General features: G+C 39.2%; 9 protein-coding genes. 1 reads left to right on the top strand and 8 read right to left on the bottom strand.

The annotated features are described in order from the left end of the window. Nucleotides 1–154: 154 nt before the first annotated feature. The 5 genes from HZ311_RS02295 to HZ311_RS02315 form a co-directional block, all read right to left on the bottom strand. Complete coding sequence (locus HZ311_RS02295; RefSeq protein ID WP_023519939.1) at nucleotides 155–1918, bottom strand: 1-deoxy-D-xylulose-5-phosphate synthase; 1764 nt, start codon at nucleotides 1916–1918, stop codon at nucleotides 155–157. A 198-nt stretch (nucleotides 1919–2116) separates the two neighbouring features. After that, a complete protein-coding gene (locus tag HZ311_RS02300; RefSeq protein ID WP_023519940.1) occupies nucleotides 2117–2464 on the bottom strand; it encodes a hypothetical protein in 348 nt (115 codons plus the stop codon). Nucleotides 2465–2485: 21 nt separating this feature from the next. Further along, the gene (locus HZ311_RS02305; RefSeq protein ID WP_023519941.1) at nucleotides 2486–3142 is read right to left on the bottom strand and encodes a hypothetical protein; all 657 of its coding nucleotides are present in this window, start codon (nucleotides 3140–3142) and stop codon (nucleotides 2486–2488) included. A 59-nt stretch (nucleotides 3143–3201) separates the two neighbouring features. Further along, entirely contained in the window at nucleotides 3202–3741 is a 540-nt protein-coding gene (locus HZ311_RS02310; protein WP_010735054.1) for a hypothetical protein, read from the bottom strand. Nucleotides 3742–3761: 20 nt separating this feature from the next. Further along, nucleotides 3762–9782 (bottom strand): InlB B-repeat-containing protein, encoded by a 6021-nt coding sequence (locus HZ311_RS02315; protein ID WP_178946456.1) that lies wholly within the window; start codon nucleotides 9780–9782, stop codon nucleotides 3762–3764. 774 nt (nucleotides 9783–10556) lie between these two features. Between HZ311_RS02315 and HZ311_RS02320 the strand changes: the two genes are divergently transcribed. Beyond that, a complete protein-coding gene (locus tag HZ311_RS02320; RefSeq protein WP_023519944.1) occupies nucleotides 10557–12059 on the top strand; it encodes a helix-turn-helix domain-containing protein in 1503 nt (500 codons plus the stop codon). A 212-nt stretch (nucleotides 12060–12271) separates the two neighbouring features. Here HZ311_RS02320 and HZ311_RS02325 read toward each other — a convergent pair whose 3' ends face one another. From HZ311_RS02325 to HZ311_RS02335, 3 genes are all read right to left on the bottom strand, one after another. Beyond that, a complete protein-coding gene (locus HZ311_RS02325; RefSeq protein WP_023519945.1) occupies nucleotides 12272–13264 on the bottom strand; it encodes a zinc-dependent alcohol dehydrogenase family protein in 993 nt (330 codons plus the stop codon). Between the two features lie 173 nt (nucleotides 13265–13437). Further along, nucleotides 13438–13575 carry a hypothetical protein gene (locus HZ311_RS02330; protein WP_023519946.1) on the bottom strand — a complete coding sequence of 46 codons (138 nt, stop codon included), beginning with the start codon at nucleotides 13573–13575 and terminating at the stop codon, nucleotides 13438–13440. After that, a complete protein-coding gene (locus HZ311_RS02335) occupies nucleotides 13572–13739 on the bottom strand; it encodes a hypothetical protein (protein ID WP_023519947.1) in 168 nt (55 codons plus the stop codon). The genes HZ311_RS02330 and HZ311_RS02335 overlap by 4 nt, the downstream gene beginning before the upstream one ends. Nucleotides 13740–15205: the final 1466 nt, after the last annotated feature.

Raw genomic sequence — 15205 nt, forward strand, 5'->3', positions numbered from 1 at the left:
CTTCAATGCGCTATCCTCAGCATTGAAAGCAGACCACTGTTTCAGTGATTACTTATTAGATCATTTTATTTATCTATTTGATGTAAATTTGGTTCAAGTGTAAGCTCGCTTCGTTCCAAATCGTTCTCCGGAAATAAGCACTTCTTCGACTTGATTATCGTTGCTCGGCAAGTGTTTCTTTAATATTTTTCACGATATTCTCTACTGTCAGCCCATTTTCCGCTAATAGTTCTGATGCTTCATAGCGATCATGAAAAGCTTTATCTAAGCCGTAAGTTTGTACACGAATCGTTGCATCTCCTAAATAGCCAGCGACCATTTGACCGTAGCCACCTTCCAAGAGACCATCTTCAAGTGTTACTACTATATCGTGCGTATCTTTAAGTTCATCCAGTAATTCAGTATCTAAACCAGAGATGAACGCTGGATTGATCACCGTAGCAGTTAGTTGGAGATGTTTCTTCAATTCAACAGCGACTTCTTCTGCCAAACCATAAAAATTACCTACACCAATGATTGCTACTTTTTCGCCTTTTTGGATGACTTTGTTCTTATATAACTGACTGTAATCTGTTCGATCTACTTTACCATAAGAAGTGATTGGGCCGACTGGTACGCGGATTGCCACTAATCGATCCGTTTGATCGATCGTCCATTCAAGCATCGCTAAGTATTCTTCTTTAGTTGTCGGTGCTAAGTAGACTAGATTTGGGATATGACTCAAAAATGGAATATCAAAGATCCCTAAATGACTTTCATCATTCATTCCGTTTACAGAAGCAAGTGTCACGAGGATCGTACCTGATAAACGATTCAACGCTAAGTCATGAGAAATTTGATCGTAACTTCTTTGTAAAAATGGTGAATGGACTGCCCATACAGGTTTTACCCCGCCTTTAGCTAAACCAGCAGTCATCGTCGCCGCATGTTCTTCGGCAATCCCTACATCAACAAATTGTGCGCCAACTTGTTGACGTTGTTCCGGTGTAAATAAAATCATCGGTGTGCCTGCATTTACTGCCACAACTGTTGGATCATCCGCCATTTTGCGCAATAAGAAGTCTGTTGTTAGACCGCTATAGGTTTCTGCTCCTTTCGATCGCAGATACTCACCTGTTTCGAGACTAAACGGTCCACCCGCATGGAACTTTTCGCGATTTTCTTCTGCAAAGGAGAAACCTTTTCCTTTGACGGTATGGATATGCAACACAACTGGCTCTTTTTGATCTTTTACTTCTTCGAATAACTCGATCAAAGCAGCTAAATGATTACCTGCGTCAAGATAGCGATAATCAAGTCCTAATGCTTTAAAGAAATTGTTCGTGGCCTGACCATTCGTTTCCCTTAGCTCTTTGAGATTTTTGTAAAGTCCTCCATGATTTTCTGCGATCGACTGGTCATTATCATTGACGATAATGATCGTATTGGTGCCTAGTTCAGAAATATTATTCAAACCTTCATAGGCTAAACCTCCCGATAAAGACCCATCGCCAATCACTACAACGACATTATTTTTTTCGTTTTTTAAATCTCTCGCCTTAGCTAAACCATTTGCTAAAGACAATGAAGTCGATGTATGTCCGATCGTAAAGAGATCATGTTCACTCTCTAATGGGTTCGTGTAACCTGAGACTTCCTGATAATGTGCTTGGTCCAAAAACGCTTGCGCTCTTCCTGTCAACATTTTATGCACATAGGTTTGGTGTGAGACATCAAAAACAAATTGATCTTTTGGTGAATCGAACACATAATGTAGCGCTACCGTCATTTCAACAACGCCTAGATTGGGGCCATTATGTCCACCATATTGGCTGATTTTTTGCAATAACGCGGCACGTGCTTCCTCTACCACTTGTTGAAGCTCTTCTTGCTTCAATTTCTTTAGATCTTGAGGACCTTTTATTTGTTTTAATAACATGAATTTCCCTCCTTTATTTCTGCTTAATCATACACCTTGAACCGAACTCTAAGTCAAGTGATTTTTTTAACAAATAATTCTGATTTGCGAAAATGTTGAACCTGCTGTTATAAAGCTATTTTTTATAAAAAAAAAAAAACGTAGATCCTTCAATCTACGGTTTTTATTTATTTCTTCGATGAATAGTTCACAATGATTTTACCCATTTTTTTTTGGATTTCGTCGCTTGTCACGAATAATTTGATAACTAACAAGAACGATCAAAATCAAAATCACACCTGTCAAAACGTACAATACTTGTATTTGTTCTCCCAATGGTGGTAAAACGTTCTTTTTAGGCGGTGCGCTTGGTGTCACTGATTCTTTCGGATCATCGGTGTTCGGCTTTGTGGGGCTTGTTTCTTGTATCGCATTTGAATCAAACTCTAGTTCTCCAGTGACTTCAATGGTATTAGAACTAGCTTCTATGTGCGTTTGTGGCAATCCAACGATCAATAGACTTAAAGCCATGAACAAACAAAGAATTGTTTGTTTTTTTTGTTTCATCCAATCACCTCACGATTTGAACTATGGATAAGGATCTCCAGCTTCATCTAGCGCTTCAATATTCAATGTCAACGTACTTGCAATTGAGATTGATCCTTTATCCGTTGGAAAATCAAGAACATCAGTATCAACATCCCCTTCAAAAGTAAACGTCGCTGTGCTTGCTCCTGTTAAATCACCAGGACGTGCATTCGGTGAAGCTAAAGTCATAAAGTCTTGTGATAAGGTTGAATTCACCGAACCATTTTCAATCAAAAGATTGCTGTCTCCTAAACTACCAACCAATGTTAACCGATCGATTGCTGAGATATCACCAGATGAAACTGCGTAATTTCCTAGAGTGATTTTTACTGGACGACCTGAATGATTGGTGATCGTATGCTCTCCACCTAGAATTGTCTTATAGTCTTCTGGTTCAGTGAAGAAGACCGCTTTTAAAGGTAACGTCACATTCAACCATTTATCTGGATTTCCTGGTTCTGGCGCTTCCGGATCTGTGTTATCAAAACCTATAGTTCCATCGATCGCCACATCTGCAGTCTTATCGATCGATCCACCTAATGAATTATCGATCGTTTGATCATCTCCGTTGATGACAATATCAGCTTGAACACTTGCCCCTGCTGCTAAAATCGTGCCGAACATCAAACCTGTTGCTAGAATATTTTTTGCTTTCATTTTGTTTTCTCCTTTATTTATGTCTTTATATCCTAAAGCATGATTGCTTTATTCCCTCTTTATTGATTGACATTGATGGTCACGTCAACCGTCGTTTTACCCATAAGCTTTTTATTTTCTAAATCATAAAACTCTAGTTCCACTACTCCTGGATGCGTGCCTGTCGTTAACTCTTTTGCTAATGTCAATTCGGTTACTTCATATCCAGGCTCCAATAAGCCTGTTTCATATAATGTTTCTTTAGAATCCTTCATAGACAATATGGCTTGTTGCCCATAACGATTGGTCGGCAAGTTTTGGATCCAGATATTGCCCGTTTTCCCATCCGCATTGACACTGACTTCTGGATACACATTGATAGTTACATTACTATCGTCTACCGCTTGATTGGCATATTTTTTCAGTTGATCGCCTGTCATTTTTTCCGCATGTTTGATTTCCGGAAAATCGTCCGACAAAATCTGCGTTGGTTGGATATTGACATACCAATACCAACCAATCGCAACAAACGCAAGCAATAATAAAAGAAGCGCCAGTAATCTTTTTTTCTTTTGTTGTTCATTTTTTTCAGTTATTTTCTGTGTTTCCTGTGTGATCATGTTCACCTTCTTGTGTGTGTTCAATTTATCTTCGCAGCAAGGTGTAAATTTAACTTGCCTGTTACTTTATTATTTTGTGTGGTATCCCCAAAATATTTTCCTGTAAAACCAAGCGACATTCGGGAATCTGACGGCACTGATTCCGCCCATTGAGTACCAGCAAAAGTACTTGCTTGTCCAACTAACGGCTTTTCAGATGGTGCCGCACCGATTCGTTGTAAATATAAAAACATCGATTCGCTCGTCGTCTCTTGTTCTGATGAATCTAAAAAGACAATATTTGAAGTACTTGCTAATTCCACATCGTTTTTGGTATGGAAGGAAACTGTCAGTTCTGTCGTTGTCGAATGATTGACCACCTCGTAATCATCACTAGTCACTTGATCGTCTAAGACATCAAAAGCCATCCGAACCGGTAACGTTACATGGATCGCTGGATCACTTTCCACCACAAAAGGAACGGTATATTCCCATGTGGCTGTTTCACCATTAACCAATGACTCGCTGACAACGATCTTACCAATCGTCGCTCCTTCTTTTGACGTATCAGGATATTGAGTGAAACCTTCAATTTTCAAGGTTGGATATTGACTGATATCTAAATATCGCCCAACTTGACGATCCATATCTTCACGAGACATTCCTAACACTGTTTTTTGTTCCCTTGGATTTAAACGATCGATGTTTATTCGTTCAAACCCCTTCGCAGTGATTTGATAACGACTTCGATTATCCGATATCCTTGACTGCACCACATTATCTTGGAAGTTGTCCAGTCTGCCATTGGCTTCTGCATGGAAAATTTCCACGATATCGCCTTTCGTAACTGATAGTCTTCGATTTGTTCCAAAACCATTCAATGTGTCTAACCTTTGATTGCCATTTACAGAAAAATCGAAATCTGGCGTTTGTGCATTCATTGGACCACTAGAAACAGTTGCTTGGTTATAGTGCCTGATTTGATAATACATATCATCTCCAAAATAGGGATGAACCGAAGTTCCAGCTAATGCACTATTATAGGTCGCAACAATTTGTGTTTGATCACTGTTCAAGCTTAAAGTTGCTGCTCGTAGGTCTGTTCCTTGAAAACTAATGCCTCTTACATTTAGCGAATGACCAAACTGATAAGTGACAGGAACATCGATCGTAGCTAATACTGTGCCATTTTTTGAAACCTCTACACGTGCAGCTTGACCATTCAGTGAATCAGGGAAACTTACAAAACGTGCATCATAATCCTCTGTTTCAGTTTGATCTTTGAAGACTGTGACAAAGTCTTTTGCCTGATAATCCGTTTCTCCATATCCATAGTTCAAAACTTGGTTCTTTGGCTGGATATCTGTATAATTTCCGATACCAGTAAAACCAATGATGCCTTGTTCATTGATGACCCCGATTGAAAAGCGTTCGGCATTATTCCGATTGATCTGGAATGTACCTGATGTGATCTCTCCTGCCAAGTCCGCTTGATATGGATTGAATAAGCGAACAGGTTGTCCTGCAAGATCTAAAGTTACTGTTACTTGGTTGGTTGAGACAGCTGTATCTACTTCTGGTTGGATCGAGTGGAAGAACTCGGCTGTTTGCGCTCCATTCGTCTGCCACCTCAAGTACGGATAAGTTCGATTGGCATTGCTCCCCAAAGCAAAACCTGTGAACCACTTTTCACCAAACCCAAGTTCAGTTATAGCTGTATCAATCAGCCCTATGGTGCTACTTGCTTCCCCCGCACCATTTGTCGTCGTTTTTCTTGTAGTGGTTGCATCAAAATATACATTGCTTGCTGTAATTCCTGTGGTAGTATTCGAAATTGGTTCTCCAGCAGTAAATCCTGCGACGAATAAATTCGTAAGCTTTGCGGTAGCAGTTGCACTTATCGCTCCGATCACCCCTTGTGCATTTGATGAACCAACACTATAATTGTCGGTCATCACTAACTGAGCATTGCCTTCGATCTTTCCGACAAAACCACCAGATCCACTAGTAACATTCCCAAGGATATAGCCATTGTGATAACTCTCATTGATCGTTACATTTCCTGCTAAACGACCAACAAATCCGCCAGCATAACTATTTCCACTTCGTAAATCACTCGAATTGATACTTCGCTCAATCTGCACTTGACCATTTTCTGTCACATAGCCAATCAATCCTCCACGATAGCTAGCAGTTAAAGAATTAACTGTCGAGCGAGTTTCACTATGTGTATCGATGATCGTAACTGTACCAGATACTTCACCGACCAGCCCGCCTAGATTCAAGGTATAATTATTACCACCAGTAAAATTCACTTTTGAACTAGCGTGATTTATGGTAAGCACGCCCGTCGTGCGACCGACGAGACCACCTAATAGACCGTTCGAAGTATTCGAGTGAAGATTACTTGATGCTTGGCTATTCGTAATCGTTAGTTGTCCATTGTTTTCTCCAATAAAAGCTCCACTTCCATTTGACTGGTTTGAAACAATGCTACTGTTACTGTCCATCCTGATATTCTCAAGTTCAACAATATTTCCTGTACCGATTTGAGCAATCACCCCGGCTGTATAGTTGGTATATGACTGTTCTCTAGTATTCGTCACTCTCAAGTTTTCAAATGTCAGATTCTCAATTCGTAAAGAATCATTCCCGACTGAGCGAATAAAGGCTAAGTCTATTTCTCCACTAGTCAAAGTCAAATTCTTGATGACCGCATGATTACCGATCAATTTCCCTCCGTATCCTTGTCTGCCAGAAAAAGTACCTGCATTTGCCATATCGATTGCTATCCCATCTTCTGGTTCAATCGAATAGTTTTCATCGTCTGGATCAAAAGGTGCTTGACTATTCAAAAAGCGACTTAGATCTTCTGATGTACGAATGACCGTTTGCACATAATTTGCTGTCACTGTTGCATCTTCTGTCCCCATCGTGAAAGTAGCCGTTCGATTTTTTTGATCAACATTTGTCACTGTACTTCCTGTGCCTGTCACGCTAAATCCAACAAAACGATACCCTGTATTTGCTTCAGCTGCCTGAATCATTGTTGTTTCCCCTTCGATAAAATTCGTTTGGTCAGCGTTTGGATCAGCTGCACTCCCTGCCAAGGGATCACGGGCCAGTGTCAAACTCATTCGCCGTGCGGTAAAGCCCACGACTCCTTGCTGATTGATGACACCAATCGACACTCTTGCAATAGATCCACGATTGAAAGTGAAGGTTCCTGCTGTCGCTTCACCAGCTAAGCCAGAACTATATGGATTGAATAGTTTCAATGGCTCGTTTTGTAGATCTAACGTTACCGACACTTGATTACCCGTTACTTGACGATCGACCATTGGATCGATGCTGTCAAAAAACATAGATGGTTGCGTATTTTGGGTCTGCCAACTCAAGTATGGATAAGTTTTATTCGTGCGTTGAGCCACTGAAAAGTCGGTTCGCCAACGACTCCCGAAACCTAGCGCAATAGTTGTTGACTCAATCAACTCTAGCGTAGTTTTCGCTTCACCTACTCCAGTCGTAGTTGATTTGTTCGTTGTACTGGAATCATAATACACATTGGTCGTAGTGATACCCATCGTATCTGAGGTAATGGGTTGTCCCCCTGTAAACCCTGCAACAAATAGTTGGCTGAGTGTCACTCGATCCGTTAATTGATTGATCCCGATCACACCATTGCTATTGGAGGAGCCGATGCTATAACTATCCACGATACCAAGTGCGCCATTGCCTTCGGTCATACCAATGAACCCAGCAGTTCCTAGACTTGTACTTCCTTGAACATGTCCATTGTGATAGCTTTCCTCGATTTTAGCAGTTCCTGACATCCTTCCGATAAATCCGCCCACATAACTGCTACTTCCTCGCATATCACTGGCATTGATACTTCGTTGGATCGTGACATCTCCTGAGAAGGTCACTCGACCAATCATTCCACCTCGATATGTCCCGCTCAATGAATTGATTGCTGTTTGGCTTTCACTCACAGAATCAGTGATTGTTACCTCACTGCTGGTTTCGCCCACTAGTCCACCGATATTTAATGTATATGAACCACCACCAGTAAAAGTAACTCGAGAAAGACTACTCTCAATGGTCAATGAACCGTCATTTTTACCAACGAGTCCACCCATTAGTCCATTAGCTGTGTTGGAATGTAACGTTCCTGAAACCTCACTGTTTTTGATCAATGCTGAACCTTGGTTGTTCCCGATCAATCCTGCACTTCCATCGGGTTGACTAGCAGTAATTTGACTGTTTTCATCGAGCGTGATATTTTCAAGCTCAACTGACTTACTGCTTACTACTTGACCGATGATTCCAGCCACGTTAGACCGCGTCCTCGTATCATTGACGAGTACTCCTTCTAACTTCAAGTTCTCGATTCGTGAAAGGTTGCCACCGTTTAACGTTTGGATCAATCCAAGAGAAACGCCGGAATCTACTAATGAGAGATTTTTAATGATCGTGCCATTTCCGATCAGATGACCAGAAAATTGACTACGTCCTGAAAAATCACCTTCTCCTGACATGTCGATCGTTTGATTTGATTCTGGTTCGATCGTGTAAGTCTGGTCGTTTGCATCATAAGGAGACTCACTTCGTAAAAATTTTCCGAGATCATCGGCATTACGGATAATCGTTGAGGCGTATTCTGCTGTGACTGTCGCATTTTCAGTTCCCATGGTAAAGGTTGCTGTTCGATTTGCTAAATCAACATTTGTGATCGTACCATTACCTGTCACATTGAAACCAGCAAAACGATAGCCAGGAGAAGGTACGCCTGCTGTGACTGTCGTCGTTGCACCTACTACTAGAGTAGTCGTTGGTGCATCTGAATTACTTGCACTTCCGGCCTGTGGCGAATGTGCCAGAGTCAAGTTTCGATTACTCAACTCATAACATGCGGTAACGGTCGCATTTTGTGATCCCATAGTAAATGTGCCTGTGCGATTAACTATATTCACATTCGTGATCGAACTTCCTGTACCACTCACATCAAACCCTGCAAATTGATATCCCGTCGCTGGAGCCGCTGCAGTCACTGTTGTTGTTTGGCCCATTTGAAGAGTTGTCTCTCCCGCTGTTGGGTTTCCTGCACTTTCTGCTTCCGGAGAACGTCCTAAGGTCAATGTTTGAAGTGTAATTGGTAGTTCAGTAAAGCTCCCTCGAATTGCCTGACGAACTGTCGCTGTGTAGTTCGGATAATATGCATGTGCAGGAAGGGTTCTCATATAGAAGTACGTATTAAAAATCCAATCTAGATCTATCGTAAATGAATTGGTTCGTGCACTAGTAATTGACGCAGCTCTAATTCGTTCCACAACAATGCTAAACTCATGAAAGTCTGCCAATACACCCTCTCTAACATCTGTAGGTGGTGATACAACTGCCGACTTTATATTGTACGGCGAGCTTTCTCGAACTGTAATTAAAAAGTCCCCTTGGTTATGTTCAATAACTGCATTTCCAAATTGATAGTCATTTCGAATAGGCATCGAATAGAAAGAAACCCCCGCTTGTAACAACGAGCCTATACTATCATTTGCGCTATCCCTATACAAATACTGCCTCGGCAAATTAACCGTGCCTTCAATCTTGTCCCCTATCCTATTCCCTAATTGATCGCTACCATTCCACGATACCCTTGCACGGCTATCATTGGCAAAGAAATTAGCATATGTCGTTGGGAATTGCGTACGGCCGGGTGCATTCGCATTGCCTTGTAAAAATCTAGTAATAAAATGATGATCTAGACTCGTGAGTAAATTAGGTACATTCCGCAGACCGGGATCTAATTTTATTACCCCCTTATCCCCCTGGGTCTTTTCTTCCGAAGCATAGGTCTTTTGGGCGTCCCCGCTCTCTACAGGTACTTCTCTTGAAAGTTCATCGTTCTCTGTTGGGGAATCATCATCTGTTGATTCACTTATTTGTCCAGCAGTGCTCTCTTTTGTTGTTTCTGCTATAACACTGATACTATTTCCTAATGACGAGAAAAGCAGCAAGATAATTACAATAATATGTAAACTTTGTTTCTTATAAAAATGAGTCATTTCCTCCTCCTACTCTACACGTATTATTTGACGTGACGTAATCTGCTGATTTTTGGCAAAAAGTTATACTCAATGTATGGAATCTACTAATTTATAGTGATTCATTTTCTACTTAGTGTCTTCTATTGCACGATTGATTTCCTAAACAACTGTTCTTTACATTAGAACATGCCTACTTTTTTAGATATCGCTAGTTATATGTTCGACTAATTAAATAGCTGCACCCCTTTCTTAACCCAGATGAAACTACGATATTAAATAACGACGTAACAAAGCTGTTATTTTTTCATCTTTTGATTATAATAACACTAATCTACCCTTTGTTTATTTTTATTTTTTTTTCGAACAAAAAAAATAAAGCACTGCCTTATTTCTATAAGTTCTGTAATTCTAGTAATAGTCATTGGTTGCAATACATATATCTATAGCCAAAACTATTTTTTTATTATTCAGAAAAAAATATCACACTATACACCTAAGAAATTTTTGTATACTTTTTATTGAAAAAACAAAATATCTTCACTTATAAAAAATAACAAAATTATTTAAAAAACAATTATTCGATAAAAAACACGGCAATTCCAACTATTTCCCCTTAATTTAAAACAGATTATTTTTAAATTATAATGATTTTTTATTTCAAACGTTTGTTTTTTTTGTATACTTATAATATGCACATCTTTCCCTGAGCCTATCTAACTATGTGTTTTAACTTTAAAGAGAGACTATATTTCTTACATATTTATAGAAAAATAAAGATTGGAAGCCAGAATAATGGAAAATTTACCCATCACCTTACAACTTGATAATCAGTTTAAACGACAATATCAAATTTTAAATTTAGTACATAAAAATAAAACCAACCAGTTAACGCTCAATGATCTTTCTCTTAACTTAGAGAAGTCAAAACCAACACTAAAAAAAGACATCGAGGAAATCAACCATGCGCTGAATGAGCAGTGCGTTTCACTAAAGATTGATCACAAAGGACTACTATCGTTTCACTACAAAAAGGTAATGACGATCGATTCAATGATCACCTTATTAGCTAAAAGGACCATCACCTACCAGATCATGGATCTATTGCTTCATAATGTAACTTACTCAACCGATGAATTAGCCGATGCCTTGATGGTCTCTAGAAGTACAATTTTTAAAACGATCCGTCATATGAATAATATCTTGAAGGAATTCAGTGTGACGATCACCACTGGACCATTGAGTTTATCAGGTAGAGAAGAAGATATTCGTTTTTGTTTTTTTGCCTTTTACTCAAGTTTTGGCGATAGTACGATCATTGATTCAGATAGTGAAATCGATGCACAGTATTTAGTCGACGAAGGCCATAAAAGAGATCATGCCTTTTTACATTTTAGCCATTTTCGTGCCGCTTTATGGCTGTCGATTGCAAAAGCACGTTGGAAGTGTAAAAAACTTTGCAACTTAAATCGAAGTATCAAAGTGTTGATCAAAAGCAGCAAAGGCTTCTCTTCACTTGAGCCATTATTACAGGATTACTATCTTTCACGCTCCAATGAAACACTCTCATTAAATGAAACGATGTGGTTATACTTGGTCTCACTTCATTGTATTTCCTACACACGACAAAGTAATTTGGACGATGGTCGCTCCTATGCATTTTATCGAGAAGAAAGCCCGGGTGTCATCGAAGCGATCCAACGTTTTCTAGCGACTGTTTTCCCGGAACACATGATCAAAGACGGGACACTAGAAAAAATGGAAGCTTACTTGGTCAATGCGCGTTTACTTTCTAAAATGAGCCATACTTATGAATTACATTCACCCACGATGGTGACACAAATGAAGGTACGTTATTCTGAGCTCTACCAAGTATGGCTTGAAAAACTGACGATTCTAAAAAATAACCCATTATTTGGTTTTGTTCATATCGACTATCTTGCAGCTGCGTTGACAACGTTTCATGCTTCGCTGTTGATGAAGCAGTCGTATCGCCCTTTACGCATTTTGTTTACGATCCAAGGACCGCCATCTTTAGATGATTATATCCTGAATGAGATCGAGACACTTTTTATGCAACGGTCAACGGTCGAATTTCAAATTGAACATGCTGTCACAAAAGAATCGATCGAAACCTACCAAGCTGATCTCGTAGTTTGTAATTACGATCTTCATTTGATTGATGAACAGGTTTGTCGCATCCATCGAATCTCCAATGTACCGACGATAGCGGATTGGCGTCTTTTAATGGAGACGATCACTTATTTGTCTTTGCCTGCGTATTCAGAAACTAACTAAAGGAAAAACACTCCCTATCCTTTAGCCGTGATCTCAAAAAGACGTCGAAACAGACATGTTTAACCTCGAGAAATAAGGCGCCACCCACGAAATTTGTTCTCCAAGTTTTCGTGGGTGGCGCCTTATTTTGCGAAGAGGTTTCTTCTATTCTTGCCGTTCATTCGGTTTTAAGTGGTACGAGAGGACGAATATCACACTCTCTTTTGATTGTCTCAGCCCTCTAATGGAACATTGAAATTTAAAAATATTTTCCTTTTTTTCTTTTCTGCTTCTACTAAAGCCTGGCGATACTCAGAAATTGGATATACGGGAGCGGTAGTTAGTAGATTCAATTGTCCCTCTTCAACCAAACGGAATAGTTGTTGAAATTGTTTTTGCCATTCTTCATTGGAAACCGAATCCGCCCAATGCCTTAGATGATAGACTTTAGCTTGGATCGGCAATGTTTGGATAAACGCCCAATCAACTTGTTGACCAGAGAGTAACCCGATCGCAACGAACTTCCCATACGGTTGAATCGCTCGCGCCATGGTTTCACCGCTTTTCCCACCTACTTGATCAATCGCCGCCCTTACGCCTTTCCCCTTTGTATATGCTAAAATTTGCGGCAACGTTGTTTCTTCATCCCAAAGAACGACCAAATCTGCTCCTAGTTCAGTTAACTCTTCTTTATATTTTTCGTGGCGAACGATTACAATGACTTTAAATGATAAAATTTTACTCAATTGGATAAAAATTCTACTAATGGAAGAATTTCCTGCGTTGAGCAAAATATGATCTCCTTTATTCAGGTTCAATTCTTTTGTACAGATCAACCAGGCGGTTACAGGATTGATGTACATCTGGGCAGCTGTCAAAAGATCGACCGAAGAGGGAACAATAACTAATTCACTCTTGGGTACTGTGTGATAGGTTTGCCAAGTTCCTTCCCCTCGTAGAGGTAAAACGTATTGTCCTATCATTTGTTCATCCTGAGGATCAGTGACTTGGATCACTTTCCCGACACCTTCATACCCAGCAATTTGTGGCAAGTTGATGCGATGTGCATAGGAGCCGTGGATTGGAATCAAATCAGAAGGATTGATTGGAGCCACTAACATTTTGACCAAGACTTCTCCTTGTCTTAAAGAGAGTGGTTGCTCTGCTAGTTGCACAACCTCTTGTGGCAAGCCAAACGCTCGGTAAATCAGACAGTGATTTTTCATTTTTTTCTCCTTTGATGATCGTTGGATTCTTTTCACAAGTGTAACATTTACCTAAAATAAAAAGAAGACTATGCGCGCCTTAGAAACGAATAAACGGCGGAAACAGAAGTACGATCTTCAAAAAAAGACGACGACCACAAAAATTTTAAGAAGCGATTTTCATGGTTGTCGCCTTATTTATTGAGCTTGAATACTTTTATTCCCACCTCTTGTGGTATCCGTGAGATATCATAGTAACCGACTTCGTCTTTGACTGTCGATGCTTTGATCACTGGTCGTGCGTCGACTGGTTGACTAGATAAATCTGTCACAGTGGCCCGACTGCCGTTAAGATTGATTGATCATCCGTCTGTCCGACAGTCACAGCAGCATCCGCTACATTTAAAATGTACTCTTGTTGTGGAACTTGCTCCCCAACAACTGTGATTTTCACTGTTGTTTCCACACATTCATCTTGTTCAAGACCAATCGTCACTTCATATTCTCCTGGAGTATTTGTCCTACTAGTACAGTCACGTCTTTTGCTAAAATCGTATATTTTGTTTCTTCTTATTTCTCATTTAAAACTGTTACTTTTACTACTTTTTCCACACTGACACCTTCTTTTAAGCCAATGGTTATCTGGTATTCTCCTGGATTTGATTCAACGGTTGTTGCTTTGATATAAGGCGTGAAATCACTTAGAGGTTCCCTTCTCCATCAACAACTTTCGCATCTGCAGCCACTAAGAGTGACTTAGGATCAATTTTTTCAGGCAAGACAGTTGCATCATAAGCGACTAACTCATACTTTTGTTCTAAACGATTGATTTGTTCTCGGTTAGAAGTGATCGATCCTAGTCAAGACTGATTGCGTTGACTCGTCTGTATCGAATCATTCCCCTTCCTCTTTTCTACTGATTGAATTGTTGCTGACACATGGGAAACTGTCACCATTGTTGTCGACACAGAGAGAGCGAGCAACATCAACGGACACATTGTTTTCTTTTTTTCATAATGTAAATCATCCTCCTAAGGAAATTTTACCCACCAATTATCTACGGATAGATTCTTCACCCATTCATAGTCCCTTTTTATTAGCGGTTTTTTGCAAATAAATAACAATCTACATCCTTTAACCAAGAATAATAACACCATTCATCAGCGTTATCGTGCTTATTATTTCCTATTATATAAATAAACACCAATAACTTAGAAATATTCGTCATTGATTATTTCTATTAAAAGAACATTCAATTATTAGAAATCTCCCAGTATCATAATTTTTTCAGAAATAAAAAAGAAAAATCGAAATATCCCAGCTAAGATTCGATGGCTGCTCCATCATGGAACAGCCATTTAATGTTATACTGGATTTGTGAAACCCTTACCAAATACTTACAATAAGCAATTGAAGAAATCATACTTTTATGGATACAGCTTATTGATTAAAAATGAAAATAGATCAAAATGAACCGATTGAAGATTCCATGCTCTATCTTGAGCAAACACTGATCGTCAAATAATATGTACAACAAGAGAAACTATCCGCGTTAGGGAAAATTTTTGCTTTGGTTGGTTTAGCCGAAATCACCTATACCAGTCAATTACCGGTTACCCAGTCATTCAGTATGCGTCGCCAAGACTGTCCTTGAATCACTGAAATAATTTTACATTCCATCTGTACAAACTCGTTAAAATCATTTAAAAAAAATAATCAATATAACAAAGAAACCTAATTCGTTTTTTTGAAAATGTTATTAAAAAATGAACATTCTGCATAATTACGTTATCACAATCCTATATATATCAATCTTTCATATTTAAAAACCACATATTTTCATTTTAAAATCAAAAAAAATATTTTGTTATGATACTATTAATAGTTTTAAAAATAACACAAAAATGGTATTATTTGATTACGAAGATTATAGAGGAGTGAATGATGTTGGTTCAGTTAAGC

This window comes from Enterococcus mundtii, from assembly GCF_013394305.1.
Classification (GTDB): domain Bacteria; phylum Bacillota; class Bacilli; order Lactobacillales; family Enterococcaceae; genus Enterococcus_B; species Enterococcus_B pernyi.

Coding starts and splice junctions, on each gene's coding strand:
- HZ311_RS02310 (WP_010735054.1), bottom strand. CDS start 3,741: ATGATCACACAGGAAACACAGAAAATAACTGAAAAAAATGAACAACAA.
- HZ311_RS02295 (WP_023519939.1), bottom strand. CDS start 1,918: ATGTTATTAAAACAAATAAAAGGTCCTCAAGATCTAAAGAAATTGAAG.
- HZ311_RS02325 (WP_023519945.1), bottom strand. CDS start 13,264: ATGAAAAATCACTGTCTGATTTACCGAGCGTTTGGCTTGCCACAAGAG.
- HZ311_RS02320 (WP_023519944.1), top strand. CDS start 10,557: ATGGAAAATTTACCCATCACCTTACAACTTGATAATCAGTTTAAACGA.
- HZ311_RS02305 (WP_023519941.1), bottom strand. CDS start 3,142: ATGAAAGCAAAAAATATTCTAGCAACAGGTTTGATGTTCGGCACGATT.
- HZ311_RS02300 (WP_023519940.1), bottom strand. CDS start 2,464: ATGAAACAAAAAAAACAAACAATTCTTTGTTTGTTCATGGCTTTAAGT.
- HZ311_RS02315 (WP_178946456.1), bottom strand. CDS start 9,782: ATGACTCATTTTTATAAGAAACAAAGTTTACATATTATTGTAATTATC.